The following is a 24,778-nucleotide window of genomic DNA, read 5'->3' as shown; positions in this document are numbered from 1 at the left end:
TAAAGATAATAGGATTGAGTAAACTCCTTAATTATGATGCGTCCAAATAATTTTTCAGGAAGCTTTATACGCGTGGAAAAAAATAAAAAATAGCCAGAAAACTATCAAAATCCACCACCTGAATAACCAGTGTGGTGCTTTTGAAATAATAGCTTGGACACTTTCGGCGTATTCGGTATGACTAAAACTTTTTTTTTCATTGAGTTTTAAGCTAAGACCTCTAGTTGTGATCTTAACAAGTTAAAATAAATTCCCTTTTGCGAAATTAACATTTCATGAGTTCCAATTTCGGCAATTTCTCCTCTTTCGATGACTACAATTTGATCTGCGTTTTTTACGGTACTAAGACGATGTGCAACGACTACGACTGTCTTATCCTTAAAAACGTCATTGATATTTTTCAAAATTAAGAGCTCATTGAAAGAATCCATCGCATTGGTCGCTTCATCAAAAAACAAGTACTCCGGTTTTTATAAATAGCTCTTGCAATTAAAAGGCGTTGTTTTTGGCCTTGGCTTAACCCATTTCCTTCCAATCCAATTTTTGTATATAATCCTAACGGGGGTGAATTGATAAAATCATCAAGTCTGGCCATTTCGATCGCATTCCATAATTCCTTCAAATCAGGATTATCTTCTCCAGGTGCGATGTTGTTTATCACCGTATCTGAAAAAATAAATCCTTCTTGCATAACAACTCCGCACTTCTTTCTCCATATAGTAGGAAGAATTTGATTTATTGTCACGTCATCAATTTTAATTTCACCTTTAGTGGCTGAGTAAAAACCCAGAAGTAGCTTAAGTACAGTAGTTTTTCCACTGCCGCTCATGCCAACTATAGCAGTTGTCTCTTTGGCTGGAATCGTTAGATTAATATTTGATAAGACATCGTTATTTCCTGCGCCCGGGTATTTGAAACAAATGTTCTTTAGCGTTAAGTCACTACATGGCGCAATTGTTCTAAAATATTGGGCTGATGGTGACTCCTCGCCCTCCATCTCATGTATTTCATTTAATCGATTCAATCATACGCAGGCATCTTGGTCCGCAATTCATTGTATCTAATTGCAAATAAAATGGTAAAGGTTTCAAAGGCTGTTATTTAGGTTTTCTAAAGATCTGGAAGATTATTCTCTTCATGCTAATTTAAAACATAGGGGTCATATATTTATATATATTAATAAATTCCTATATTTAAAATAATGTTATAGAATATAATCATTTTCCGTTGCAAACGACCTGGAGATACTAATAATTGGCCTAAACCCCTCAATATGTTGACCGTCAAAAATTTCTCTTTGTTATTTACTATCGTTAACCTTCAGATTTGTAGTTTAGTGAGAGGTCCCATCGAGGATATTTTTAGTGCTTTAAAGCGATTTACCGAAAATTTTTTCCCAAGAAAAGGTTTACCTGCATTTAGACAAACCATATTATATTGCTGGTGATACAATTTGGTTTAAGGCGTATGTAATAAATGCGGAGAAGAATGAGTTGACTGAGCGAAGTAAAGTGCTATATGTTGACCTATTCAATGACAAAGGTTCTTTAGAGAAGTCCATTATATTACCCGTTCAGTCTGGCCTTTCGTGGGGTAACCTCGCTTTATCTCCACGCTTACAAAAGGGCAATTATCAAATAAAGGCTTACACCAAATGGATGAGAAACTTTGAAAAAGACTTTTATTTTCACAAATCCATTTTTGTTGGCAGCACGGTAACTGTTAAACAAAATTCTGTTTCGGACCAACAACAAATAAACTCGAACACATTCGTTAAATTTCTTCCGGAAGGAGGAAATCTTGTCCCGGGAGTAGTAAACCGAGAGGCTTTCCGTGCAGTCGGCCCCAATGGAACCGGTACGATTATCAAAGGTATTGTCAAAGATGAAAACAATAAAATAGTCGCAGAGATCAAAACAGAACACTTAGGGATGGGATCATTTTTGCTTAAACCAGAACCTAACAGGTCCTACCATTCGATGGTCACAACGCTTCACGGTGAAATAAAAGACATTCCGATCCCATTGTCCAGTCCAAACGATTTGGCGTTACTATGCGACAACTCAGATGCTAATTATTTAAAGATATCACTCGCCTCTAGAAAATCGGCGTATCCAGTTGTTATTATTGCTCAATCAAACGGGTTGATTTTCTATGCAGTACAAGATCAACTTTCAAATGGGGCACTAACTGGCATTATTCCCAAAAGAAGACTTCCAACAGGAATTGTCCAACTCACAGTATTCTCTATAAATAATCAACCACTAGCGGAAAGACTGGTATTTATAAACAACGATGGTCTTAATATTGGCATAAAAACAGACAAGCTTGCCTATACTTTAGATGATAAGGTTAAAATCTCAATTGATGTTTCGGATTACAACTTTAAACCTGCGATCGGTAGCTTTTCGATATCCGTTACCAATAAAAGCCTCCTCCCCTTTAATGACGACACCGAAGAAACCATATTTTCCAACCTTTTGCTTACTTCTGACTTAAAAGGGTTTGTTGCGGAACCGAGTTATTATTTCGCCGATACTACAAATTTAAGAAGGGCGAATCTCGATCTTTTAATGCTAACACAAGGCTGGCGACGTTTTGACTGGAAGAAAACGATTGCCAATTCTTTTACAAAATTGAGTTTCGAACCAGAAAAAGACTTAAAAGTGAGCGGAACAGTAATCGGATTGGATGGCACTCCTATAAAAGCCGCACAAGTTACCATAGTTTCCATAACGGGAAGCCCATTGTTTCTGACTACATCTACTAATGATTTGGGTCACTTTGAGTTTAGTAAATTAGATTTTATTGATAGTGCGAAGTTTGTTGTGAGAGCCGTCTATTTGCCGAACAAAAACAAAGTTAAAGTCATCCTGGACGGCGACGAACAATTCGAAAATAGATACGGAATCGGCAATACCTTGTCGCCTGATTCAATATCAAGTACGGCTCTAGAAAAATCATACAGCAAACGCGAAGCGGATACAGGATGGAATGTAAAAAATTCGCCGATGTTGAAGGAAATTGTTATCAAAGGCAAAACAATGAAAGCCCAAAATTCTGCGAACCTTAATGGTGCTGGAAATGCTGATGCGGTTATTGGAGGTGAAAGGCTTAAAAAATATCGCACACTAGCAGAAGGCATAATTTATAATCTGCCATCAGGCTTTGGCGAGAGTCACGGGGCTTTTTATTCGACGAGAGGAGCTGGCTCTGTGCAAGTAGTTCTGGACGGGATATACGCCGACCAGTCTGAGTTATATCGTCTAAACCCCGCAGATGTAGAATCAGTGGAGATAATTAAAGCTGGATCGCTAGCTTATGTTTATGGAGAAAAAGGTAATGGCGGTCTGTTCATTGTTACAACTAAACAAAGAAAGAGCGGCGACGCGCCATCTAAGAATGTTCCCGCACCCAATACAGTTATTTTTACCTAATCTGGCTATGAGTTGGTAAAAGAATTTTATACCCCTCCCCGTCTATCAAAGGGCATCGCAAATGGTAACTATGAAGAAACTATTTACTGGCACCCTCAAATATTATCAGATAATAACGGACATGCGTTTTTTGAGTTTAACACCTTCAGTTCACCAGGCGTTTATCATATCGTTATAGAAGGAATTAGTAGTGACGGTATGTTAGGCCGAAAAGCTTTAGACCTTAAGATACAATAGACCTTATAGTGATGCATTCAATTAAACACGCTATCTAAAAGGCGATAACAGGTCATTCTAGACTCATGATCTGTGATTAAATCCTGAAACATAATCTCGTCCACCTTTCCGATCCCTTTTTAATTTTTTCTGAATTAAACTGATAATTTGCCCTGGGGTGCCGGCGAGTATTTGGGGAAAGCCGTTCTTTAATGAATTGTTAGTTTTAACCGTTGGTATGCTACCAAGCAATGCAATTGCATCTTCCGGATATAGAAGGTTGATAAAATTACTTTCAAGAATTTGTCGATACATTAAATGAACAGGCGCCAGCAACCTTCTGACCTGCTCATCAGTCTCTGCACAGATGATTCTAAAACACAAGGTGATTTCCTGCCGCGCATCATCACCGCGAAATTTCGGCTTTTTAAATTCTTTTCTATAGATTTTAATTGCCTTTTCAGTTATTACCGGATGAAAGAAATCAGCAAATACGTATGGTAAACCTTGTCGAGCTGCTGACTCAGCACTCGATAATGTTGATCCTAATACGTATAGCCCCAAAGGCTTTTTATTTCTAAATAGATGAATGTCTGAAAACGCTGAATTTTCTGAAAATCCGTTGTCGATCCAGTTGGATATTTCTATCAATTTGGTTTCCATATCACTTTGGGTTAATTGATCCCTGTTTGGCTGTAATGCGACACCACAGAATGCCCGCTGCTAAACAGGATATTATCAGTCGACTTTTTATTTACTTTGTTTTTAGATAAATAATTGATAAATGTAATTCAAGTCAGAAATAGAAAGAGTACCGACAAGAATACCAAGATATTAAAAACGGCAAAAGCGGGTTAAAAATCAGTAAATCACGATAAAGATTCGAATCCTGTTGAGCGCACAGATTAGACAAATTCTACAACTTGAAACCCCTTGAGTCAACGATTTAAGGGGTTTTTCATTAATGATCCCTCACCAACCTTCTTTAAAGTCAAGGAGGCTGTTTTCTATTCGACTACCTGTATTTTGTTCGTAATTTAGGTGACGCAAAATCGTTTAATAAATTAAAACACAGATTAGTTGAACTAAATTGTGGAAATGCTTTAGGTCCAGAATTACGCTGATATATTCTGTTTTTCTTAATTAACAAACCTCTCGCACTCGCCGCAAAAGGGTTATGCTCTACCTTTATATTGTTTGTTTCTCTATGACAAACATTCACAAATGAGGTTATTCAAATAGCTCCTGGCCTTTCGTGTAATAAGTTTTTCGCGCTGCGATTTCTGCTACCAAAATATCTTCGCCATTAGGTGTCACCTTGTGTTTAGGGAGGTGGACCTGCAGAAAATCACGTTCCTTCTCCGTAATGGTATCCGGGAAATTTTGCCGGATATGTGCTTCCGCTTCGGTTAAAACTTTTTTGACAGAATTCGTCAGCACCGTAATTTTTTCTTCAGGAATCTTAGCAGCTATGGAAAAAGGGGAAAGTTTCGCCGCGTAAAGGATTTCGTCTACATAGGCATTGCCGATCCCCTGAACTACCTTGCCGTCGGTTAGCACTGTTTTGATCGGGCGACTGATTTTCTTCAGCGCGGTTTGCAGGTAATCGTTCTTCAAATCCATGGCATCAGGAACTATTGATATCTCGGGGTCAAGGGCCAGCATTACGGATTTCTGCCAGTCCGTAATGGCAAGACCGGTACCATCCGAAAACAGGAGTTCTGCGATGGTAAACTTGTTCTCGTTGGCACCCTCATACCAGTGCATCGATCCGTAAAGCATCAGGTGTAGCCCTAAAATGTGCCCGGCAAATTCAAAATACAATTGTTTTCCCACCCGGTTGATAGACTTCAGTTGTTGTCCTTCAAGCGCTTCTTTAAAGGCGGCTTCCGGTTCTTTGAGTTTTCGCGGAACCAGAATGCGAATGTTGCTGAGCGTTTTGCCGGCAAGGCGTTTAGCTAGGTTACTTGCGAATATATTCAGATCGGGTATCTCGGGCATAAAGTTTCGTTGTTATTGGTAGTAGCTTTCTATTTTGAAACCGATTTCAGCAATCGTCTCGTCGGGAAGGATTACACCGGACGCCTGCATCCAATTCCAATCGTCATTATGTGCGAGCGAGGCTGTCCATTTCCCGTCGAAAAGTACGTCATAATGATTGTCCTGCATGATTGCCTCACAATAGATCAATTGGTTGCCGTATTCCAGGCCAAAACCTATAACTGGATGTTGCTCCTCCTCCATCTTTACAAAATAAAACATTTAAACTAAGGATTTGTGCTGCAGAAATTTCTTAATCTTTAATTTTACCAGATGCAATTTGGACATATTAACGACGCACTGGGAGATATCAACTTTTCACTGGCCCCTGATACGGCCGGGACAAAGCGTACATTGGCAACTGCTAATCAGGGTCGTGAACTGAAAGTATATGTAGGCGCGTCTAAATGGATCGAAAAAGGTTGGATGGGCAAAATATATCCAGAGAAAACGCCTGCCAAAGCGTTGCTTCCTATCTACAGCAAAAATTTCAATACTATTGAATTTGGTCCCTCCTTCTATACCATCTACACCGCAGATCAGCTTTCCAAGTGGGTACAGCAAGTGGCGGAGGTGCCCAATTTCAAGTTTTGCCCCAAGTTCCCGCAGAACATCACCCATATCCGCAGGCTCGCAAATGCAGAAGAACAAACGGCCAGATTCTATCAGAGCCTAACTGCTTTCGGAAACCATCTCGGTCCCTTACTGCTGCAGTTGGGCGAAAACTTCTCCCCTAAAAGCTTTCCGCAGCTTAAAGCTTACCTGGAAGCGTTACCGACTTCTATTAAGGTCGGCGTTGAAGTGCGTCACAGGGACTGGTTTGGCAATCCGTCAAATCGTAAGGATCTTTTTGAATTGCTTCGCAAACACGATATAGGGACAATAATATCTGATACCGCTGGAAGAAGGGATTGTGTCCATATGGAACTGACCACAACTGAAGCCATTATACGCTTTGTCGGGAACGATCTGGCGCCGAGTGATTACACCCGGATGGACGAGTGGGTGGAAAGGCTAAAGGCCTGGAAAAGCATGGGACTGAGTACGGTGTGGTTCTTTATGCACCAGAACAACGAAAAGTTTGTACCGGAAGCCTGTAACTATTTGATTAGAAGACTTAACGACGCTTTAGGCACCACCATTTCAGGGCCGATATTTCTATAACTGCAAAGAGTGCATTATAATAGCTTTCAATGAACAATGCTAGGTAGGCTTGCTTTGATGCTTTGCGCAAACAGCAGCGCTAAGGAATAGAAGCTGATAAGGAATTGCAAAGCTCGAAATGGATTCAAAGTTTTTTCTAATGCGCTATCATCCTACTTTAAGCATAACAGATTCGCAACTTAGCGGTAATGTAAATGAGCGAAGCTACCTGTTTCTTTTTCATTTCGGTTGGGAAACAAAATCCGCTCTAATACGATTGGATGTAATATTCTTTTAAATCGAAATAATACAACCGTCTGTAGGCCGGCCAATTTTAAAATCTCATAAATCTTGAGCTGTTAAGTTCTTTCCTACAATCGCATCCACTGAGTTTATCCCGCTGACAAAAACTAACATAAACATAATTAAAGACGCAGATACCTGAATCTTGACGGTTTCAATGTCTATGTATTTTCCAGTTTTGATGCAGAAAATTTCTCTTTTCAATAATGCCACCCTGGATTCTTTTCTTTCATCAGTCGTTAAGTCGTTAATAACAAAAAGTGGAGCGACAGGTGTTGCAATCTCGATTGCCTGTTCAATAATGCTGATGATTTCATTCCTGTCTGCGCTATGCTGCACTTTATTTTTCAGTACATACAGCTGTTGAACTAATTTTTCTTGCTCGGTTGCCATTGGTCAGATGTTTTCCGGAAATATCCGTTCGAAATCGTGGTTATCAAATTATAAAACCATGAAATTGGATAATGGTTTACAAGTAGAAATGAAAAACTTTTCGTTTCTAATCGAAAAGTTAAACAATATCTAAAGAACTTCCTTAGAAGGTGATTAAGTAAGGTGTCCTGAAATTAGATGGAAAGAATGAAAAAGAAAAAAAGTTATTTTGAAAATTTCGCCAATTGGGCAACCATTGCCACCGGCAGTTCAGCAGCATTTATCATTGCCGCTGTCACAGTGATTATTTGGGCTGTCAGCGGTCCGCTCTTTGGCTATTCGCAAACCTGGCAACTGGTGATCAACACGGGAACGACCATTGTTACGTTTCTGATGGTTTTCCTGATTCAGAAATCACAAAATAAAGACTCGAAGGCTGTTCACCTCAAGCTCAATGAACTGCTCGCTTCGCATGAAGGAAGCAGCAACCGCATGGTTAATATCGAGGACCTGACGGAGGCAGAACTAGACCAGCTGTGTAAGTTTTATATACGATTGTCAGACCTATCGGAAAAAGATGGGGACCTGACCAAAACGCATTCTATTGATGCAGCAGAGGAAAATCAGAAAAGCAAAGCGGGAAGGTACCATCGAATTCATAACCTCGTCAAGTAATGGAACCACTTTTAACACGTTTAAAAAACTTTAATAAAGGATTGTTGGGTGATAAAGTGCAGCTTAAATATGAAGCCATGGCCGAAAATGCTTTCCGCTTTTTCCGCGGTACCTGTCATCTGTTTTATGAAGATCTCGCTGCAGCCGCTCCGCTTCCTTTGTCACCACTGGCCTGGATTTGTGGCGACTTACATATCGAGAACTTTGGCAGTTACAAAGGGGATAATACACTTGTGTATTTTGACTTAAACGATTTCGACGAAGCTTTATTGGCGCCGGCGAGTTACGAGACCGTAAGAACAGTAACCAGTATTTTCATCGCTTTCGACAACTTGGGTTTCGAAGACGAAAAAGCGTTTAATATGGCTCAACTGTTTCTTAGAACGTACTCCGCAACATTAGCCAAAGGCAAGGCTGTGAGTATTGATCCCCGGACGGCCAAGGGGATCGTTTGTGATTTTCTGAGGGCCGCCAGCCGGAGTACTTACAAGGATCTTCTTAAAAAACGAACGGTCGGCAAACGTAAAAGCATCAGGCTTTCAATGGAAGATGAGCGGCACTTTAAATTAAATAAACCCCTACGCAAGGAACTCAATGCCCATATACGGGATTGGATAAAAACCAGTAGCGATGGACCCTATCATTATGAAGTCATTGGTTCGGTGTTTCGGCTTGCCGGGACCGGAAGTATCGGATTGAAGCGTTATCTGTTTCTGCTGAAAAGTACAAACACCAAGAACCATTTCCTGCTCATAGATATGAAACAGGCTCGCGCGTCTTCGGCGCAACCCTATGTTCCCGTGCAACAATTGCATTGGGACGCGGAAGCCCAAAGAGTGATCAGTGTTCAACAGCGGATGCAAAATGTGCCGGCAGCTTTGCTCAGTACGACAGAGTTTCAGGGCGATTCATATATTATTCAGGAGCTGCAACCAGTGAAGGACAGTATTAACTTCAAATTGTTAAAAGATTACCGGGATATGTACCAGGTCATCGACGACATGGCAGCACTTACGGCATCGGCCCAGTTGAGGAGTGGAGGGATGCAAGGCTCAGGGACGATCGACGAGCTCATGGCTTTCGGTACTGATCAGGGCTGGCAGGAAGCGGTGATCAGGTATGCGCAACTTTACGCCTTAACCGTCAACAATTATTACAGAGAGTTTCTAAAAGATTATAAAAACGGAAAGTATGGAACATCATGATATCGTCGCGGTGATGGTTGAAAGCCCGAAAGGCTTTCGTCAAAAATTTGACTACGATGAAAAGGAAGAGCGCGTTCGACTAAAAAAGGTCTTGCCTGCTGGATTAATTTTTCCATTTGATTTCGGAATAATCCCTGGCACGAAAGGGGAAGACGGCTCCCCGTTAGAGATCATCATAGTGGATGAGCATGCTACTTTTCCAGGATGCCTCGTGGACTGCCGTATCGTGGGCGCAATTGTATGCGAGCAAACGGAGGATGACGGAAGAATAATGCGGGACGACTGTTTCCTTGGTGTTCCGCTTGTCTCGCAGCTATTTTCGGAAGTCAACAATTTGACAGATTTACCGAAAGAGATAATCGATGAACTAGAGCATTTTTTAAACAATTACAATGACCAGGCGGGCAAACACTTCAGGATCACAGCCAGACTGGATGCGCCGGAAGCTGTCCAGCTGGTAAACATTCGGAAAAAAGATGATAGACCGGATGACTGAACAAAAGCGACTGTTAAATCAAACAATTTAAAGGCGACCATCGCCCGGTAAAGATCAAAACGCTACATTATGTACACATTACTGCTACTTTTTGGCGAGGGTGAAAAACTAAACGCTCTCCAGATGAGCTGCCGGGGAATTATGATGTTCCTGGTCATGCTCCTATTGATTCGCATTTCAGGCAGACGCTCATTTGGCGTACGAGCATCGCTTGATAACATTATCGCCATATCCCTCGGGGCTATCATGAGCCGGGCGGTGGTAGGGGCTTCTCCTTTTGTCCCTGTTGTGGTCTGCTGTTTCGTGATCGTGCTCCTGCACCGTGTTACCAGTCGGCTGATCGCGGTCAGCAAAAGACTTAGCCGCATCGTAGAAGGTGAAAAGATCTTGTTGTACGAGGATGGCCTGTTCTTGCAGGAGCACATGAAAAAGGCGCTGGTGTGCGAAGAAGACATTATGCAAGGTGTGCGTGAATCTGCCCTCACCGAAAATATGGAGCAAATCAAAAAAGTTTACATGGAGCGCAACGGCAAGATCAGCGCTATCAAAAAATAATTTTGTGGAATGGAAATTGCATGATTAGGATACATCATTAAAATCAAAGACTATGAAAACTAAAACAAGCAAAAACACGGCCCGCACCGTCGAAGCGGAAAGCGCATTAAGAGAATTGTTCATCGACGAGATCAAGGATATTTATTGGGCCGAGAAGCATCTGGCATCTGCTTTACCCAAAATGATCAAAGGTGCGACTTCAGAAGACCTCAAGACAACAATTACGAATCACCTAGAAGAAACCAAGAACCATGTTAACCGGTTGGAAAGCGTTTTTGCCTCCATTGGTGAAAAAGCAAGCGCCAAAAAATGCTTAGCCATGGAAGGCCTGTTGAAAGAAGCGACCGAACTTTTGGAAGATACTGACAAAGGTACTGAAGTACGGGATGTTGCCATCATTTCAGCTGCACAGAAAGTCGAGCATTACGAGATCGCTTCTTACGGAACCCTGCGCACTTTAGCCGGGACGTTAGGTTTTAGTGAAGCTCAAAGCCTGCTTGATGAAACCTTAGCCGAAGAAAAAAACGCGGATTCTTTATTGACCCAGGTAGCAGAGAACTATGTAAATCAAGCTGCAGCAGCAGAACTTGAATAATTACTATTTAAATACCTGTTAAAGGGCTACATAAATGTAGCCCTTTGATATTTTAACCAACAGATACTTGATTTTATAGATCAGAACTTACGAGGGATAGTAAATAATATCTTATAGTTCTTCCCGGTCAGCCTCCGTGCCAACGTTATCCAAGGGGTCGTTTTAGTAAAAATCAAATTTACTAATGCCGTCCAATATTACGGGTTTCGTCAGGTATCCATGAACAAACTTGTACTTTGCGGCGTTAGCTATATCGTTCTTATCTACCGATGACGATATGATATACACATTCATGTGTTTGATAAGATAAGGAGCTAAACGACTATAATCATCCAGGAAATGCCAGCCGTCGTAACCCTTCATATACAAGTCGACAAATATGACATCAGGCAGCATACTCGGGTTACACCTATGTTCAGTCAAAAATTTAATTGCAGACCGCCCATCAAGATAGTGATCTACATGATCGAAAAGCCGATATGCGCGCTGCCTGAATTCTAATATATCATGATCAATTTGGCTGTCATCGATATACAATAATGTTTTTTGAATATGCACTGGTCAGGTTATCTTTTTGGATTTTCAAATCAATTTATAAATAGAACTGCATGTTACTACATATTTTAAATCATAAAAACTAAAATATACCCAGAAAGTTTGGCAATGATACATCAATCCTCAAATCGCAATGTAAAACCTTTAGCAACGAATCATCCATGATTTTCCAGGGGGCTGATTTAGGAAGGTAAGATTGCTATTAAGATACAGTTGCCTAAGATGGGCGCCAAATTACCGTTAAAATACCGGGTATCGTATTTTGCATAATTCGAGCGCTAAACTTTAAATTCAGTCCTAACAATTGAACTATTGAGATGATCGCCAAGCAGCAAATATTGATTCAGAAACTGGCAACTTTAAAAAGCAAAATACAGCAAAGTGAAAGTATAGATAAAATCATTGAATACGTGGAAGAAGCTGTCGAGCATGCATTGCCCGTCGAACCAATGGTCGTTACCAGTAAATTCAAAGCCCAGCGCAAAAAAGCTACTAAAATTCAATTATTGCAAATGGAACTACAGGCCGTAAAAAACATGAAGCAGCCTGATTTGGAATACATTCGATTCCAATTTTCTTCGTCCATGATCCTCCTGATTTCAGTCTTCAGCAATGAAGCAAACTAATTGACTGACAAGCGCCGACAAATAGTTATTGCTTGATCGCACCACATTGTTGTAGTAATTAAATATCCTTTCTTTCGACCTATTGTTCAAGCTCCTCTTGATAAGGTAAAATCAACAATTTTCAAAAACTTGTCCATAATTACCAATTCGGTGAGCATAGTTCTACTTTTTTTTAATGATACCCTCATAAGTTCTGCGAAAGCAGAAAGTTAAAAGTCATTGCGGCGCTGTGCTTTCTTGCGAGGCATCCCATTGAGGGTCGTACGCTTTTTTGCTTCTCCCATAATTCAACAGTGCCCGGGTCATTGCTGCTGGGGCGTGATTGGATTGTGCCTGGCAACATAGCGGGCTGACAAAAAGAATCAGCCGGGTCAAAAACTTGAACATGGGGTATTGGGTTTAATAATTAGTTAATTTACTGCAATTATAAGAGAATTATGACAAAGCAAGCGAAACCTCTCAAATCAGAACTGGACTTTACTAAAACGCCCGTGGATAAGGTAACCGTCAAACTGATCGCCTTTTTGGGCAGCGGCAGGTTTCTCGCTGCATGTGTCTTTTTCTTTAGCGTTTGGATTGGATGGAACCTCTTGCCGAACGTCCATCATTTTGATCCTTTCCCTTTTCCATTATTGGAAATGGGCGTCTCCATTTTCGCCATTATCTTATCGGTCACCGTGCTGATCAACCAGAACCGACAGGGAAAGATAGAAAGCATTCAGCGTGATGTGGAATTTGAAGTTAATGTCCGTGCGGAAGAAGAGGTTACCCGGCTATTGACGCTAGTACATGAGATCCATCAAAAACTTGGGCTCAATACGGCTATTGATAATAAGGAACTGGAGGAGATGAAGAGCGATACCGATCTGAAAGCAATGTACCGGTGGATGGCTTGCCTTACATCGGACAAATGCCGATGGCGGCAGAGGGCATTTACTGTGCAACCGGTTATAATGGAAACGGTATGATGTTAGGTAGTATTGCCGGTAAGATCCTCAGTGATGCGGTGCTGGGTGTCAGGAATAAATATAAAGATCTGTTCCGTCCATCACGCGTTAAACCGTTAGATAGTTTCAGTGAATTAGTGAAAGAGAATGCAGATGTGGCTTATCATTTCATAGCCGACCGGTTTGGTATACATGAAAGCGATTCGCTGAAACGGTTAAAGCCCGGTGCTGGAAAGGTAGTCGAGGTAGACGGGAAGAAAATTGCTGCTTATCGTGATGATGCAGGAACGATCCATGCCTTAAGCCCAGTTTGCACGCATGCGGGCTGCATTGTCGGATGGAACAGCGAGGAAAAGAGTTGGGATTGCCCCTGTCATGGCGCGCGGTTTGACATCGACGGAAAAGTGTTAACCGGTCCCGCAACACGCAATCTGGCGAAGATCGAAAATACCGATCCGCAGCACTAGTTCACGTTAAAAAAGCCCTGATATGCCTGGACAATTTTACGGTGGTACAAGTGGAATCAAAATTTCCATGCCTAAAAGGGTTTTTCCTCCGGAGCATGCGGAGAAATCACGGCTCGCCTTTTATGCGCACCATTTAAACAGCCTGGAGGTTAATAGTTCCTTTTATAAATTGCCGCTGGCTAAAACTGTGAGCAAATGGGCTGCTGATGTACCTTTAAATTTTCGTTTTACTTTTAAGCTTTGGAAGGAGATCACGCATCAAAAAAACCTCATTTTTAAAGCTGAGGAGGTGATCAGGTTTTTGCATGTTATCAATATCCCCGCCGAAAAAAGAGGCTGCCTTTTAGTACAATTTCCACCCAGCCTACAAATTGGTGCGCTCGGGCAGCTGGAAGAGCTATTGCAATTATTAAGTACCAGCGATTGGATCGTGGCAGTTGAGTTTCGCCACAACTCCTGGTATAACGATAAGGTGTACGAGTTACTAAACAGTTTTCAAGTTGCTATGGTCATTCAGGATATGCCCAAAGCGCCGTCACCTATGGAAGTAACCTCTGACGAAATAATTTACCTTCGTTTTCACGGACCGGAGGGCAATTACAAAGGAAGCTACTCGGAGGAGTTGCTTTATGAGTATGCAACGTATATCAGGGAATGGTTGCAAGAAGACAAGATGGTGTATTGTTACTTTAATAACACCGCAGGCGACGCGCTAAATAATTTGAATCTTTTGAAACATTATTTAAAATCTTAGCTTCCTCCTGTTGCATTACAATTGTTTTCTAAAGTAAAAACTTAAATCAACTTCCCAAAGGTAATCTAGCTCAGTTGGATCAGTCTTGAGATAATCCAGCATCGACTATGATTATTGTCGATAAAGTTTATTCCCCCTTATTAATGTAGATTAAGCAACCGGACCAAGTCGTTTTGTAGAGTTGTAGGTTACGATAAAATGAAGAAAGCCGCTATGATAGCGGCTTTCTTCATTTTATCTATTTACTATTAAACTACCGTATCTCTTCTTAAAAATCCGAAGACTAAGGAAATAATGGCTAGTACTAATAAAATATGAATTAACCCGCCTACTGAATAAACAAAAGCGCCTAATAACCATCCAATAATCAGGATAACGGCAATGATGTACAAAATTGATCTCATGGTAAATATGTTTAAGTGATTAATATTCGTGATGTTGATCACTTAAACAAATACCTTACCATTTTGCTGTTTCCGATGAATATGCGGTTAACTAAAATTTCTACAAATTATAGTACTTTTTACAGGCCAGTTTTTTGTTTTAAATATTATTTTAACATACATCCATATTAAATAGAATTATAAGGGCTGTCTAAACCAAAAGGTACTCCCGATTCCTAACTGGCTATCTACCCCAATTTCGCCGCCGTGGGTTCTAACGATCTCACAGATGTAAAGTCCAAGCCCTAAACCTGAGTAATGTTTTCCGGAGTATTCTGCGCGCTAATAAGCCCACGGGCCTCAGCGATGCACCCATTACCCGAAGCGGAAAGACCCAAATATTGACCCTAGCATGGTACACCTTTGGCGGAATTATTGCTGGTTCAGTAATGAAAAGCTTACGTGAATTATAACTTTTATTCGTAAAAAAGGAGGAATTATGCCTTGGTATAACGGCGATTATCCGCCATCATATAAGAACCAACCAAAATATCTTCGTGATAAAGCGGTGGAAATCGCCAATGAAGTTTTGAAGACAACCCGTAATGAAGGAGAGGCTATCGCTATCGGCCTGAAACAGGCACGAGTTCATTTTGAGCATCATCCGGATGAAGTACCAGCCATTCAGGAAAACACGAAGAGTGTTTGACCGTTAACGTTTCGGAAATTTCTTTTGACTGCTACTTGAATTTACATTTATATATATTTGAGCTGCATGGACAACGTCATTTATATCCCGGTAAATTTCGAAGAAGAGCGGTTTGAGTTTAAGGGAATCGTACAACGTTTTGGCTATTTCTACAGGATCAGCGTAGATGTTCAGGATCAGATCATTCAATTCGAACAAGATGAAGAAGGAAATTATCGTGCACTTTTAAAAGAAAGCCCAATCGCTTCTCAAATCCCTCCTATAACTAACTCATTAATTGAGGCTATTGCTAAGGTATTAACTTCAATGACCTGATCAACGTTGACGTAGCCGATAAGGTTATAGACATAACACTATTTTCGACGGAGACTGCACTCATCGATCGGTTAGGTAAAAGCGAAAGTATGCGATGGCGGTAGCAAGGGTCTTTTCGAATTTTACATCACAACCCGAAAAGTCAAATTAACCCTTGGCTTCATTGGCTTGACCGATTTTGCGATACGATGCTCCCAATGTTCTTGCAAGCCGCTCTTCATCAATAAAAACGACCCGTGCTCCAAACGAACCGAATATTTTTCATTGTGGTCGGCCTTACGGCGGATATCAAAACTGCGCACTTGTCCGAACGTAACCGAAGCAATAACGGGGTGTTTTCCCAGGATACTTTCCTTATCGCTATGCCAGGCGACGGAATCATTGCCATCCCGGTAATAATTCAGCAAAACGCTGTTAAATTCAACACCGGCCAATGGTTCTATTTTAGCTTTAATGGCCAGCAGTTCCGGCGTCCAGGGAGTTGGATGGGATATCCTGCCGGGCTGGGAGTAATCCGTCCCCAAATCACCATACCAGGCTGTCAGGCGTGGCGTCAGTAACTCCTTGTCATACATTTTTTGTACTGTTTGTTTCCAGGGAGCGGTACCGATAAACGTGTTTAAAAAATGATCTCCTTCAGCCTGGCTAAACAGTCCGGGACTGTATTTTAAAAATTCATCAGGTAGACCCTTACTTTGGCCGGCCTCCGGAAAAAAACATAATTGTTCTACCATCTCGTCTTTTTATAAACCCAGGATTAAATCATCCATTTCTTTGCGGGAGCCTGTAATAAAAGCTGCAAGATCTTCCTGCTCTTCTAAAGTGAGCAAAGTGCCGTCGTATATCCAGTTATCATTTTGGTCAACCAGAATCCTTCCCAGCATACGTTCCTCCAACGCATCATACAAGACATAACCTTCCCCTTTGTCCGGGAAAATACGCACCCACCTTTCGGAGTCAGTCCTCGCGGTTTCGGGTCTTTCTTGAAACAACTTACTTCTCATGAAAACAAATGTGAACAAAAAATTGTAAAAACGATAGTGAAAATGCTAAAAATATTAGCATAACTTTGTAGTCCCCAAACTGATCAAACATGGTACCCTTTAATTTACAAATCGAACTTGGCGCACGGCCGGTGACGTTTTCTGTCGAACAATTGGATCCGCTCGCCGATATGGCAGGTTTTATGCGCTACCAGGTCAGGACATTCCGCGATTGCGCCATCGTTTTTGTGAATGTGGAGGAGGAACAGATGTTGCCGGACGATCTCATCGGTTTCAGCGAGGACGAAGTTTTTACACCTCCCGAAGTCAACGTCATTGCCCAGGCTATCCGGCAGTATCATGACAGCCGCAACTGGAATTCGGATCAAATGGTTTTCGATTTTTAACTATCATAGCATGGCTCCAAGCAAAGAACAACTAATCAGCAAACTTCGGCAGGATATGCTGCGCTGGGAAGGTTTCCGGCCGCCCCTTCCGGGCGCGGGCCATAACCTGGGTCTCGGCCCAATCGCCGCAGCATTCCCCGGCAGCGTGTTCCCTACCGGGGCGATCCATGAATTCATCAGCAGCAGTCCGGAAGATACGGCCGCAAGCGGTGGTTTTATAGTCGGCCTGGTTCAAAAACTATTGAACAATGGTGGCGCCTGCCTTTGGGTCAGCTATACTCGCCGCATATACCCTCCCGCCCTGAAACTCTTCGGGGTTGATCCGGACCGCGTCATTTTTGTGGATGTGCCCTTGCAAAAAGATTTGCTTTGGGTGACCGAGGAAGCGCTCAAATGTGAAGGTGTGGCCGCATTAATTTGTGAAACGCAATCCCTAAACTTTACGGAATCCCAGCGCTTGCAGTTAGCCGTAGAAAAAAGCCAGGTTACCGGCTTTATCCTGCGAAAAGATGTAAAAAAAGCGAATACGACGGCTTGTATGACGCGTTGGCAAATCAGAACCGTGCGCAGCCAGCTAAGGACCGGCATGCCCGGCGTGGGTCACCCTCGCTGGCAGGTCGAACTCTTAAAAGTCAGGAACGGCAAGCCAGGCAGCTGGACTGTAGAATGGAAAAAACAAAGTTTTCAAACAGTTATCATACCGCAAACGATCCAACCATCCCGCCGTTATGCCTAAACGTTTTGCATCCATATGGTTTCGGCATCTGCTCACAGACCAGAAGGCGATCCGCCAGCCTGGGCTGAAAGGGAAAGCCTATGTGTTCGCTGAACCGGACCATGGACGCATGCTCGTTACTGCGCTCAATGAAGAAGCGTATCAATTCGGAGTAACCGAAGGCATGACGGTAGCTGATGCGCGGGTTATCGCACCGGACCTGTTAGTCTTTGATGGTAAACCCGGCCGCAACCTCAAGCTCCTGACCGGCCTTGCGGAATGGTGCCTGCGCTATACGCCACTGGTACAGCTTGACCCGCCGGACGGATTGCTGCTGGATATCACCGGCTGTACGCATTTGAAAGGCGGTGAGCCAGCTTATTTGCGGGAGATCGCTTCCCGCTTGAAAACGGCAGGATATGATGTTCGCATGGCCATCGCCGATACCATCGGCGCTGCCTGGGGTATGGCGCGCTGCGCAAGCTCGGGGTTGATCGTGCCCGAAGGTACGCACCGGAATGCGCTCATGCCCCTACCCCCTTCTGCCCTACGTTTACCTATCGATATTTTACTCAAATTGCAAAACCTGGGCCTGCACCAGATCAGTAGCTTTATCTATATGCCCAACGCTGTGCTGCGCCGGCGATTTGGCAAGAACATGGTGCTGCGTTTACAGCAAGCCCTGGGCCAGGAAGTCGAGTATCTATTTCCCATCAAAGAACCCCTGCCCTATAGCGAACGCCTGGAATGTCTGGAACCCATCTCCACGCGTCCGGTGATTGAGATCGCGCTGCATAGGCTCCTTGAAAAATTAGGCAAGCGACTTTACGGTGAGGGATTGGGCGTAAGGTCCGCCATGCTGACCTGGTACCGGATGGACGGAAAAAATGGCAACATCACTATAGGCACCAACCACGCCAGTAACCGGAAAGAACACCTGTTCAAATTGTTTTTCAGCAAATTGGACACCATTGCGCCCGGACTGGGGATTGAATTATTTGTTTTGGATGCCCTTAAAACGGAAGCCACTACTGATAAGCAAAGTGAGCTGTGGTCCGCGAAAGGCGGAACGGATAATGAAGAAGTGGCAGAACTACTGGACCGGCTCGCCGGCCGGATCGGCGCTGTCCATATCCATCGTTACCTACCCGGTGAACATTACTGGCCGGAACGGACGCCGAAACGGGATACAGATCTTAAAAAGGCACCTGCAAGCGAATGGCGAACGGACAAACCCCGCCCCATGCAGCTGCTGGACCGTCCGGAACCTATTGAAGCCATGGCGCTGACACCCGATTACCCACCGAGGATGTTTATCTGGAGGGGCGAGCAGCATATTGTCGTTGCGGCCGACGGGCCCGAGCGTATCGAACGGGAATGGTGGCTCGAACCAGGTGAGCACCGGGATTATTACATCGCCGAAGATGAAGCGGGACGGCGCTACTGGCTTTTCCGCTCGGGGCACTATAGCGCATCTAACCAGCAGCACTGGTATTTACACGGGTTTTTCGCATGAGTTACATCGAACTACAGGTCACAACGAACTTCAGCTTCCGGCGTGGCGGCAGCCATCCGGAGGAACTCGTCGATCAGGCGGCGGATCTGGGCTACGATGCCATCGGGATCACCGACCGTAACACGTTCGCCGGCATCGTCCGTGCGTACCAGGTAGCTAAAGACCGGAACATCCGGCTCATCCCGGGTGTTCGGCTTGATCTGTTGGACGGGCCAAGCCTGCTGGCCTACCCCACTGACAAGCATGCCTATGCCCGGCTATCCGCCCTGCTGACATTAGGGAATCTCCGGGCCGAAAAAGAAAAATGCTATGTCTCCAAGCGGGATGTTTATGAGCATGCAGAGGGCAGCTATTTCATCCTGATACCTCCAGACCGGATTACGCCCGATTTTGAGTTTGAACTGGTATTCCAGCACCAGGCGAAAGAATACCGGCAAAACCTGCCGAACCTTTATCTGGCGGCAACCAAATATTATACCGGTGACGACGCCAAGCGCCTATTCCTGTTATCCGAACTCGGCATCCCGATGGTAGCTACCAACGACGTCCATTATCATCATGTTTCCAGGCGGGAACTGCAGGATGTATTAACCTGCGTACGGGAGAAGTGCACCATATTTAACGCCGGTTACAAGCTCAACCAGAATGCAGAACGGCATTTAAAGGAGAAAGCAGAAATGGAGCGCCTTTTCCGGGCTTTCCCGGAAGCCATTTCGAATGCCTGGGCAATTGCCGATGCCTGCCGGTTCGACCTGAAATCCTTGAAATATCAATATCCCAATGAACTGACGACGGATGGGCGCACCCCGATGCAGCAACTGGAATACCTGACCTGGAAAGGAGCTCATGCATTTTACGGTAACGACGTTCCCGAAAAGGTGAGCAAGGCAATTAATGAAGAACTGGAAATCATCGCCGATACGGATACGCCCAACTACTTTTTGACCGTCGAAGATTATGTGAGCTGGGCCCGAAATCAGCATATCCTGTGTCAGGGCCGGGGCTCTGCTGCTAACTCCGCCGTTTGCTTTGTACTGGGAATTACCTCGGTCGCACCGGACAAATCCAATTTACTATTCGCCCGTTTCCTCTCCAAGGAACGCAACGAGCCGCCGGATATCGACGTTGACTTCGAACATGAGCGGCGCGAAGAAGTGATCCAATACGTCTATAACCGCTTCGGCCGCGACCGCGCCGCAATCCTCCCGACAGTATTCATGCTGCATTATAAGGGGGCTGTCAATGATGTTGGCCGGGCCATGGGACTTTCTGTCGATGTAGTCAAACAATTATCGGATGCGTTTGGCAGCCTTTCTGATGATGAACTGACCGCAGAACAGCTCGGCGCTTTGGGCCTCAACCGTCAAGATCCGCACCTGCTGAAAGTGATTGAACTGACCTCCCAGCTCATAGGCTTTCCACGACAGCTTGGACAACACACGGGAGGCTTTGTGATTACGGATGGCAAGTTAAGCGACCTCTGCCCGATCTTTCACGCCCGTATGGAGAACCGTACCAATATCGAATGGAACAAAGATGATATCGATGCACTGGGTTTTATGAAAGTGGATATCCTGGCCTTGGGCATGCTGACCTGTATTCGTAAAGCTTTTGACCTCGTGCAAAACCATTATGGTATTACGCTCACTTTAGCCAATATTCCGCAGGACGATCCCAAGGTTTATGAAATGATCACCGCTGCCGACACACTCGGTGTTTTCCAGATCGAGAGCCGCGCACAAATGTCCATGCTCCCCCGGATGAAGCCCACTTGTTTTTATGACCTGGTGATCGAAGTGGCTATTGTACGGCCTGGGCCGATCCAAGGCGATATGGTGCACCCCTATATCCGGCGAAGAAATGGTGAAGAAGCGGTAGATTATCCATCCGATGAAATCCGGTCGATTCTCGAGCGCACCCTGGGGGTTCCCCTATTCCAGGAACAGGCGATGGAACTTGCGATTGTAGCCGCGGGTTTCACGCCCGGAGAGGCCGATCTGCTTCGCCGGACTATGGCCACCTTTAAGTTTAACGGGATGGTGAGCAAGTTCGAGCATAAACTGATTAGTGGCATGACTTCGAGAGGCTATAGTGAAGATTATGCCCGGCGAATATTTAAGCAGCTCGAAGGGTTTGGAAGTTATGGATTCCCCGAAAGCCACGCAGCAAGCTTTGCCCTGCTGGTCTACGTTTCTTGCTGGTTGAAATTTTATTACCCGGAGGTGTTCGCCGCGGCATTACTCAACAGTCAGCCCATGGGATTTTACCAACCCGCCCAAATTGTGCGCAATGCACGGGAACACGGCGTCCAGATGCTACCTATTGATGTGAACCGATCGCAGTGGGACAATACGCTGGAAGCCAGGCAAGGAAACTATTTTGCGATGCGTTTAGGCTTCCGCGAAATTGATGGCATCCGCCAGGAAGAAATGGAAAAACTGGTGGCGGGCAGGATCAGACCTTACAATGCACCTCATGAAATCTGCGACGCTGGGGTAAGCGTTGCCACGATGGAAAAACTGGCGAATGCCGATGCTTTCCGTTCGATGGACATGGACCGAAGGCGTGCACTCTGGGAAGTTGCCGCTCTCCACGACCGCCCAGTGCAACTCATGCAGGGGCAGCCGTCAGAAAGCCTTTATGAACCGGAAGTGGACCTGCCATCGTTACGGCTTTCCGAACATGTGGTGCAGGATTATGCGACCACCGGCCTTTCGATCAAGGGGCACCCGGTCAGTTTTATCCGGAATACATTGGAATTGCTGCATATCAAAACTGCCAAAGCCGCCAACCAAACGGAAAATAAAAAGATCATTAAAACGGCAGGCTTGATTCTCGTCCGTCAGCGTCCAGGGACGGCGAAGGGCGTATGTTTTATTACACTGGAGGATGAAACGGGTACTACTAACCTGGTCGTATTCCCTAAGCTTTTTGATAGGTACCGAAAAGAAATCCTGCATGCCAGGTTATTGATGGTAGAGGGCGTGGTCGAGCAAACCGAAGTCACACACATCATTGTTCGGCGGGTTTTTGATATCACTAAATTGCTGGGCGACCTGACGGTGATCCGAAACGAACAGCAGCCGGTACTAACCTTATCACGTGCAGATGAAAAAGCGTCGCCGTTCATACCCATAGATAAACCGTTGAAGAGCCAGCAACCACAGCCGGGAGATTATCTGGACAAAGGCAGGAATTTTAAATAAACACCTGCCAAACCGCACTTAACATTTGTTTACACTTTGCTAATCAAGTGGTCAACTCGCTAACTTTTACCAAACGGCAAAATTAACTTTAGGTTAAAATCTAAGCCAATGAACCGCTACCACTTTGTCTTTCTGATCGTATGCATGATCTCCAGTTCCTGTAAAAAGGATAATTCATCCCACAAAAGCCCGGACAGTCAGGCACCAACCCCGGCAAATGCTGCATTTGTTCCAATAAGTTTTACCGTCCCCCAGTTTAGCACCACAACAAAGCCTCTTGGTTCAGTCAAAACGACAAATGCCTTAAGGGACCAGATCAAATATCTCTACTATGTGGTTTATAAAGGTAATATCTCCGACAAGAATTATGGGCTAACTCCCTTTCGCCAAATCGTTCAGCAGGCTGCCGATGCAGACTTTGGAACCATAACTGATTCATTACCACCGGGGCACTACGGAATCTATTTTGTAGGCTCGCAGGCCGCAGGCCGGATTTACGGCGCACACATAACCTATACGGATGAAACGAACAAATACAACCCGGTATTTACCTTCGACAGCAATACTTTTAGTGAGAATACCTTTTACAAGAAGCTGGATACCACCATCAATGCGAAAGTCAATCAGTCCGTATCTCTAACCCGCATTGTTGGAAAGGTTATCATTCATATCACGGATACCATTCCATCTAATGCTGCGAAATTCAGGCTGAATTTCGAAAATTTTCCTCCCGGACTTGATTTAACTTACGGTGAAGGCCTGTACGATGACAACGGGCATCCAACCGCTTCTTTGCTATATGACATCCCTGCAGCAAGCCTGGGCAAGCGCGATGTTGAAGTCAGCGCGGCTGCCTGGCGATATAGTTACACGGAAATTAGTTTGGACTGCCTCGATAAAAATGACCATGTGATTGTCCACAATATTATGCCAAGAGCCCAGTTCGATCGATATATCTCTATTGATTCAAACAAGCAATATGTGTTTACCGGAGAGCTGTTCGCCAAATCTACTCCTTTCACGGTAACGATCAATGACCAGTGGAATGCCCCGCTTTATGGAAGTTATAGTTTAATACCATCCAGCAAACGATAGTCCATGCCTTATGAAATCGATCAGACCTAACTTAACCTTTACCACCATGATGAAAAAGTATATCCTTTTGCCACTTCTTGCTGTGTGTTTGTACGCCTGCAAAAAGACCGGCACAGATTCCCCCGGTCAACCTGAAAAATCAGGAAGTAAACAGATAAATGCCTTAACCTTTAAGGTGTCGGGTTTCACCGTTTCTGATCAGCTTATTACTAATGGTATTAATAAAAAGACTTTGGCTACGAGTGACCAGGTGAAGTTTTTGCATTACCTGGTTTACAAGGGAAAAATAAATGACGTAGACGTCGGTGAGAAACCTTACCATGAAATCATTCAATCGTCGACCGACGCTGATTTTGGTTCTTTCAAAGACTCTATACCAAATGGGAACTATCAGATACTTGTTTTGGGCACCCAAACATTGGGAACTATTACCGCGGACTATAGAGATGCAACGGGATCTCAGGGGCGGGTTGATCCGCTTTGGACATTTAATACCCCGTTAAAAGAGTGCACCTTCTATGCGAGATTAGATACAACGATTGTTGGGCCGATATCAAAAAATATAGTATTAAACCGTGTTGTAGGTAAGGTAACAATCAATGTTAATGATCCGATTCCAAGCAACGCCAGTAAGATGGTTCTGAATATTGAAAATTACCCGCCGGGATTTAGTTTGTTCGATGGTACAGGAAGAGAGCATGGACATGAAACGGACCCTTACGCAAGTGCTGTATTCACGTTCCCGTTGACCACGTCCGACATCGGAAAACAAAATTACCAAGTTAGTGCGGTTGTATGGCCTTTTTACTATTGGGGTATTATACTGGAATGTTTAGATAAGAATGGGAATGTATTAGCCACCAAAACAATGCCGAAAACATTGTATGACATTTACACCCCGATTAAAGCTAACACTCAATATTTTTATTCAGGTTCACTTTTTGGCAATTCCGGCGCCTTTAACGTATCAGTAAACGGAGACTGGGATAGTAGCGTAAACACACCGTTCAGCCTGTCCTTTATCAAGGGGCATCAATAATAGGAAATGAATGAACATCATTCG

Annotated in this window: 28 protein-coding genes and 1 pseudogene; 19 read left to right on the top strand and 10 right to left on the bottom strand. The window is 43.9% G+C overall.

Annotation, left to right across the window (positions count from 1 at the left end; translation table 11 throughout):
* Positions 1–406 precede the first annotated feature (406 nt).
* On the bottom strand, positions 407–997 hold the full coding sequence (locus GSY63_RS01495) for an ATP-binding cassette domain-containing protein (RefSeq protein ID WP_166584047.1): 591 nt from the start codon (positions 995–997) through the stop codon (positions 407–409).
* Positions 998–1,658: 661 nt separating this feature from the next.
* On the opposite strand from GSY63_RS01495, the gene GSY63_RS01490 reads away from it, so the two are divergent.
* Complete coding sequence (locus GSY63_RS01490) at positions 1,659–3,437, top strand: carboxypeptidase-like regulatory domain-containing protein (RefSeq protein ID WP_166584046.1); 1,779 nt, start codon at positions 1,659–1,661, stop codon at positions 3,435–3,437.
* A gap of 300 nt (positions 3,438–3,737) precedes the next feature.
* On the opposite strand, the gene GSY63_RS01485 is transcribed toward GSY63_RS01490, so the two are convergent.
* From GSY63_RS01485 to GSY63_RS01475, 3 genes are all read right to left on the bottom strand, one after another.
* Positions 3,738–4,316, bottom strand: a complete 579-nt coding sequence (locus tag GSY63_RS01485; RefSeq protein ID WP_166584045.1) for an LLM class oxidoreductase — start codon at positions 4,314–4,316, stop codon at positions 3,738–3,740.
* Between the two features lie 567 nt (positions 4,317–4,883).
* Entirely contained in the window at positions 4,884–5,654 is a 771-nt protein-coding gene (locus tag GSY63_RS01480; RefSeq protein ID WP_166584044.1) for a DNA-formamidopyrimidine glycosylase family protein, read from the bottom strand.
* 12 nt (positions 5,655–5,666) lie between these two features.
* On the bottom strand, positions 5,667–5,915 hold the full coding sequence (locus GSY63_RS01475; protein ID WP_166584043.1) for a hypothetical protein: 249 nt from the start codon (positions 5,913–5,915) through the stop codon (positions 5,667–5,669).
* A gap of 51 nt (positions 5,916–5,966) precedes the next feature.
* Between GSY63_RS01475 and GSY63_RS01470 the strand changes: the two genes are divergently transcribed.
* Positions 5,967–6,857, top strand: a complete 891-nt coding sequence (locus GSY63_RS01470) for a DUF72 domain-containing protein (protein ID WP_166584042.1) — start codon at positions 5,967–5,969, stop codon at positions 6,855–6,857.
* Between the two features lie 321 nt (positions 6,858–7,178).
* Here the strand turns inward: GSY63_RS01470 and GSY63_RS01465 are convergent, their stop codons facing one another.
* Positions 7,179–7,532, bottom strand: a complete 354-nt coding sequence (locus tag GSY63_RS01465) for a hypothetical protein (RefSeq protein ID WP_166584041.1) — start codon at positions 7,530–7,532, stop codon at positions 7,179–7,181.
* 186 nt (positions 7,533–7,718) lie between these two features.
* On the opposite strand from GSY63_RS01465, the gene GSY63_RS01460 reads away from it, so the two are divergent.
* The 5 genes from GSY63_RS01460 (at position 7,719) to GSY63_RS01440 (ending at position 11,037) form a co-directional block, all read left to right on the top strand.
* A complete protein-coding gene (locus GSY63_RS01460) occupies positions 7,719–8,186 on the top strand; it encodes a low affinity iron permease family protein (protein WP_166584040.1) in 468 nt (155 codons plus the stop codon).
* Positions 8,186–9,391, top strand: coding sequence for a DUF2252 domain-containing protein (locus GSY63_RS01455; RefSeq protein WP_166584039.1), 1,206 nt, complete (start codon positions 8,186–8,188; stop codon positions 9,389–9,391). Before GSY63_RS01460 ends, GSY63_RS01455 begins: the two co-directional genes overlap by 1 nt.
* Complete coding sequence (locus tag GSY63_RS01450) at positions 9,378–9,887, top strand: inorganic diphosphatase (protein WP_166584038.1); 510 nt, start codon at positions 9,378–9,380, stop codon at positions 9,885–9,887. Before GSY63_RS01455 ends, GSY63_RS01450 begins: the two co-directional genes overlap by 14 nt.
* Before the next feature lie 69 nt (positions 9,888–9,956).
* Positions 9,957–10,442 carry a DUF421 domain-containing protein gene (locus GSY63_RS01445; RefSeq protein WP_166584037.1) on the top strand — a complete coding sequence of 162 codons (486 nt, stop codon included), beginning with the start codon at positions 9,957–9,959 and terminating at the stop codon, positions 10,440–10,442.
* Positions 10,443–10,494: 52 nt separating this feature from the next.
* Positions 10,495–11,037, top strand: coding sequence for a YciE/YciF ferroxidase family protein (locus GSY63_RS01440; protein ID WP_166584036.1), 543 nt, complete (start codon positions 10,495–10,497; stop codon positions 11,035–11,037).
* Positions 11,038–11,199: 162 nt separating this feature from the next.
* Here the strand turns inward: GSY63_RS01440 and GSY63_RS01435 are convergent, their stop codons facing one another.
* On the bottom strand, positions 11,200–11,595 hold the full coding sequence (locus GSY63_RS01435; RefSeq protein WP_166584035.1) for a response regulator: 396 nt from the start codon (positions 11,593–11,595) through the stop codon (positions 11,200–11,202).
* Between the two features lie 314 nt (positions 11,596–11,909).
* Here GSY63_RS01435 and GSY63_RS01430 point away from each other — a divergent pair, with 314 nt between their 5' ends.
* The 4 genes from GSY63_RS01430 to GSY63_RS01415 all read left to right on the top strand — a co-directional run bounded on the left by GSY63_RS01430 (position 11,910) and on the right by GSY63_RS01415 (position 14,386).
* Positions 11,910–12,218, top strand: coding sequence for a hypothetical protein (locus tag GSY63_RS01430; RefSeq protein ID WP_166584034.1), 309 nt, complete (start codon positions 11,910–11,912; stop codon positions 12,216–12,218).
* 437 nt (positions 12,219–12,655) lie between these two features.
* Positions 12,656–13,186, top strand: coding sequence for a DUF1003 domain-containing protein (locus tag GSY63_RS01425; RefSeq protein ID WP_243749125.1), 531 nt, complete (start codon positions 12,656–12,658; stop codon positions 13,184–13,186).
* Complete coding sequence (locus tag GSY63_RS01420; RefSeq protein ID WP_243749124.1) at positions 13,135–13,632, top strand: (2Fe-2S)-binding protein; 498 nt, start codon at positions 13,135–13,137, stop codon at positions 13,630–13,632. The genes GSY63_RS01425 and GSY63_RS01420 overlap by 52 nt, the downstream gene beginning before the upstream one ends.
* 22 nt (positions 13,633–13,654) lie before the next feature.
* The gene (locus GSY63_RS01415) at positions 13,655–14,386 is read left to right on the top strand and encodes a DUF72 domain-containing protein (RefSeq protein ID WP_166584032.1); all 732 of its coding nucleotides are present in this window, start codon (positions 13,655–13,657) and stop codon (positions 14,384–14,386) included.
* 248 nt (positions 14,387–14,634) lie between these two features.
* Here GSY63_RS01415 and GSY63_RS01410 read toward each other — a convergent pair whose 3' ends face one another.
* Positions 14,635–14,790, bottom strand: coding sequence for a lmo0937 family membrane protein (locus GSY63_RS01410; RefSeq protein WP_166584031.1), 156 nt, complete (start codon positions 14,788–14,790; stop codon positions 14,635–14,637).
* Positions 14,791–14,967: 177 nt separating this feature from the next.
* Positions 14,968–15,081 (bottom strand): annotated as a pseudogene (locus GSY63_RS01405) (ATP-binding protein); the annotation flags it as partial.
* A 187-nt stretch (positions 15,082–15,268) separates the two neighbouring features.
* Between GSY63_RS01405 and GSY63_RS01400 the strand changes: the two are divergent.
* Together GSY63_RS01400 and GSY63_RS01395 are read left to right on the top strand one after the other, a co-directional pair.
* A complete protein-coding gene (locus GSY63_RS01400; RefSeq protein ID WP_166584030.1) occupies positions 15,269–15,478 on the top strand; it encodes a DUF2188 domain-containing protein in 210 nt (69 codons plus the stop codon).
* Positions 15,479–15,544: 66 nt separating this feature from the next.
* Positions 15,545–15,793: a hypothetical protein gene (locus GSY63_RS01395; protein ID WP_166584029.1), complete on the top strand. Its 249-nt coding sequence runs from the start codon at positions 15,545–15,547 to the stop codon at positions 15,791–15,793.
* 122 nt (positions 15,794–15,915) lie between these two features.
* Here the strand turns inward: GSY63_RS01395 and GSY63_RS01390 are convergent, their stop codons facing one another.
* Together GSY63_RS01390 and GSY63_RS24655 are read right to left on the bottom strand one after the other, a co-directional pair.
* A complete protein-coding gene (locus GSY63_RS01390; protein WP_166584028.1) occupies positions 15,916–16,527 on the bottom strand; it encodes an alpha-ketoglutarate-dependent dioxygenase AlkB family protein in 612 nt (203 codons plus the stop codon).
* A 9-nt stretch (positions 16,528–16,536) separates the two neighbouring features.
* Positions 16,537–16,677, bottom strand: coding sequence for a hypothetical protein (locus GSY63_RS24655; protein ID WP_208094419.1), 141 nt, complete (start codon positions 16,675–16,677; stop codon positions 16,537–16,539).
* Between the two features lie 209 nt (positions 16,678–16,886).
* Between GSY63_RS24655 and GSY63_RS01380 the strand changes: the two genes are divergently transcribed.
* The 6 genes from GSY63_RS01380 to GSY63_RS01355 all read left to right on the top strand — a co-directional run bounded on the left by GSY63_RS01380 (position 16,887) and on the right by GSY63_RS01355 (position 24,754).
* On the top strand, positions 16,887–17,183 hold the full coding sequence (locus GSY63_RS01380; RefSeq protein WP_166584026.1) for a hypothetical protein: 297 nt from the start codon (positions 16,887–16,889) through the stop codon (positions 17,181–17,183).
* A 10-nt stretch (positions 17,184–17,193) separates the two neighbouring features.
* Positions 17,194–17,919 (top strand): ImuA family protein, encoded by a 726-nt coding sequence (locus GSY63_RS01375; protein WP_208094417.1) that lies wholly within the window; start codon positions 17,194–17,196, stop codon positions 17,917–17,919.
* Positions 17,912–19,414: a Y-family DNA polymerase gene (locus GSY63_RS01370; RefSeq protein ID WP_166584024.1), complete on the top strand. Its 1,503-nt coding sequence runs from the start codon at positions 17,912–17,914 to the stop codon at positions 19,412–19,414. Before GSY63_RS01375 ends, GSY63_RS01370 begins: the two co-directional genes overlap by 8 nt.
* Positions 19,411–22,620, top strand: a complete 3,210-nt coding sequence (locus GSY63_RS01365) for an error-prone DNA polymerase (protein WP_166584023.1) — start codon at positions 19,411–19,413, stop codon at positions 22,618–22,620. The genes GSY63_RS01370 and GSY63_RS01365 overlap by 4 nt, the downstream gene beginning before the upstream one ends.
* A gap of 108 nt (positions 22,621–22,728) precedes the next feature.
* Positions 22,729–23,715: a hypothetical protein gene (locus GSY63_RS01360; RefSeq protein WP_166584022.1), complete on the top strand. Its 987-nt coding sequence runs from the start codon at positions 22,729–22,731 to the stop codon at positions 23,713–23,715.
* Between the two features lie 10 nt (positions 23,716–23,725).
* Positions 23,726–24,754 (top strand): hypothetical protein, encoded by a 1,029-nt coding sequence (locus GSY63_RS01355; RefSeq protein ID WP_166584021.1) that lies wholly within the window; start codon positions 23,726–23,728, stop codon positions 24,752–24,754.
* Positions 24,755–24,778: the final 24 nt, after the last annotated feature.

Origin of the sequence: Mucilaginibacter agri (assembly GCF_009928685.1) — a bacterium.
GTDB classification, from domain to species: Bacteria; Bacteroidota; Bacteroidia; order Sphingobacteriales; family Sphingobacteriaceae; genus Mucilaginibacter; species Mucilaginibacter agri.
Note: the sequence above shows the minus strand (reverse complement) of the source record. Positions and strands in the feature narration are given on the sequence as shown.

Excerpts from the sequence above, each read along its gene's own strand:
- GSY63_RS01495 (WP_166584047.1), bottom strand. The coding sequence starts at position 997 with ATGGAGGGCGAGGAGTCACCATCAGCCCAATATTTTAGAACAATTGCG.
- GSY63_RS01490 (WP_166584046.1), top strand. The coding sequence starts at position 1,659 with ATGAGAAACTTTGAAAAAGACTTTTATTTTCACAAATCCATTTTTGTT.
- GSY63_RS01485 (WP_166584045.1), bottom strand. The coding sequence starts at position 4,316 with ATGGAAACCAAATTGATAGAAATATCCAACTGGATCGACAACGGATTT.
- GSY63_RS01480 (WP_166584044.1), bottom strand. The coding sequence starts at position 5,654 with ATGCCCGAGATACCCGATCTGAATATATTCGCAAGTAACCTAGCTAAA.
- GSY63_RS01475 (WP_166584043.1), bottom strand. The coding sequence starts at position 5,915 with ATGTTTTATTTTGTAAAGATGGAGGAGGAGCAACATCCAGTTATAGGT.
- GSY63_RS01470 (WP_166584042.1), top strand. The coding sequence starts at position 5,967 with ATGCAATTTGGACATATTAACGACGCACTGGGAGATATCAACTTTTCA.
- GSY63_RS01465 (WP_166584041.1), bottom strand. The coding sequence starts at position 7,532 with ATGGCAACCGAGCAAGAAAAATTAGTTCAACAGCTGTATGTACTGAAA.
- GSY63_RS01460 (WP_166584040.1), top strand. The coding sequence starts at position 7,719 with ATGAAAAAGAAAAAAAGTTATTTTGAAAATTTCGCCAATTGGGCAACC.
- GSY63_RS01455 (WP_166584039.1), top strand. The coding sequence starts at position 8,186 with ATGGAACCACTTTTAACACGTTTAAAAAACTTTAATAAAGGATTGTTG.
- GSY63_RS01450 (WP_166584038.1), top strand. The coding sequence starts at position 9,378 with ATGGAACATCATGATATCGTCGCGGTGATGGTTGAAAGCCCGAAAGGC.
- GSY63_RS01445 (WP_166584037.1), top strand. The coding sequence starts at position 9,957 with ATGTACACATTACTGCTACTTTTTGGCGAGGGTGAAAAACTAAACGCT.
- GSY63_RS01440 (WP_166584036.1), top strand. The coding sequence starts at position 10,495 with ATGAAAACTAAAACAAGCAAAAACACGGCCCGCACCGTCGAAGCGGAA.
- GSY63_RS01430 (WP_166584034.1), top strand. The coding sequence starts at position 11,910 with ATGATCGCCAAGCAGCAAATATTGATTCAGAAACTGGCAACTTTAAAA.
- GSY63_RS01425 (WP_243749125.1), top strand. The coding sequence starts at position 12,656 with ATGACAAAGCAAGCGAAACCTCTCAAATCAGAACTGGACTTTACTAAA.
- GSY63_RS01420 (WP_243749124.1), top strand. The coding sequence starts at position 13,135 with ATGGCGGCAGAGGGCATTTACTGTGCAACCGGTTATAATGGAAACGGT.
- GSY63_RS01415 (WP_166584032.1), top strand. The coding sequence starts at position 13,655 with ATGCCTGGACAATTTTACGGTGGTACAAGTGGAATCAAAATTTCCATG.
- GSY63_RS01410 (WP_166584031.1), bottom strand. The coding sequence starts at position 14,790 with ATGAGATCAATTTTGTACATCATTGCCGTTATCCTGATTATTGGATGG.
- GSY63_RS01400 (WP_166584030.1), top strand. The coding sequence starts at position 15,269 with ATGCCTTGGTATAACGGCGATTATCCGCCATCATATAAGAACCAACCA.
- GSY63_RS01395 (WP_166584029.1), top strand. The coding sequence starts at position 15,545 with ATGGACAACGTCATTTATATCCCGGTAAATTTCGAAGAAGAGCGGTTT.
- GSY63_RS01390 (WP_166584028.1), bottom strand. The coding sequence starts at position 16,527 with ATGGTAGAACAATTATGTTTTTTTCCGGAGGCCGGCCAAAGTAAGGGT.
- GSY63_RS24655 (WP_208094419.1), bottom strand. The coding sequence starts at position 16,677 with ATGCTGGGAAGGATTCTGGTTGACCAAAATGATAACTGGATATACGAC.
- GSY63_RS01380 (WP_166584026.1), top strand. The coding sequence starts at position 16,887 with ATGGTACCCTTTAATTTACAAATCGAACTTGGCGCACGGCCGGTGACG.
- GSY63_RS01375 (WP_208094417.1), top strand. The coding sequence starts at position 17,194 with ATGGCTCCAAGCAAAGAACAACTAATCAGCAAACTTCGGCAGGATATG.
- GSY63_RS01370 (WP_166584024.1), top strand. The coding sequence starts at position 17,912 with ATGCCTAAACGTTTTGCATCCATATGGTTTCGGCATCTGCTCACAGAC.
- GSY63_RS01365 (WP_166584023.1), top strand. The coding sequence starts at position 19,411 with ATGAGTTACATCGAACTACAGGTCACAACGAACTTCAGCTTCCGGCGT.
- GSY63_RS01360 (WP_166584022.1), top strand. The coding sequence starts at position 22,729 with ATGAACCGCTACCACTTTGTCTTTCTGATCGTATGCATGATCTCCAGT.
- GSY63_RS01355 (WP_166584021.1), top strand. The coding sequence starts at position 23,726 with ATGAAATCGATCAGACCTAACTTAACCTTTACCACCATGATGAAAAAG.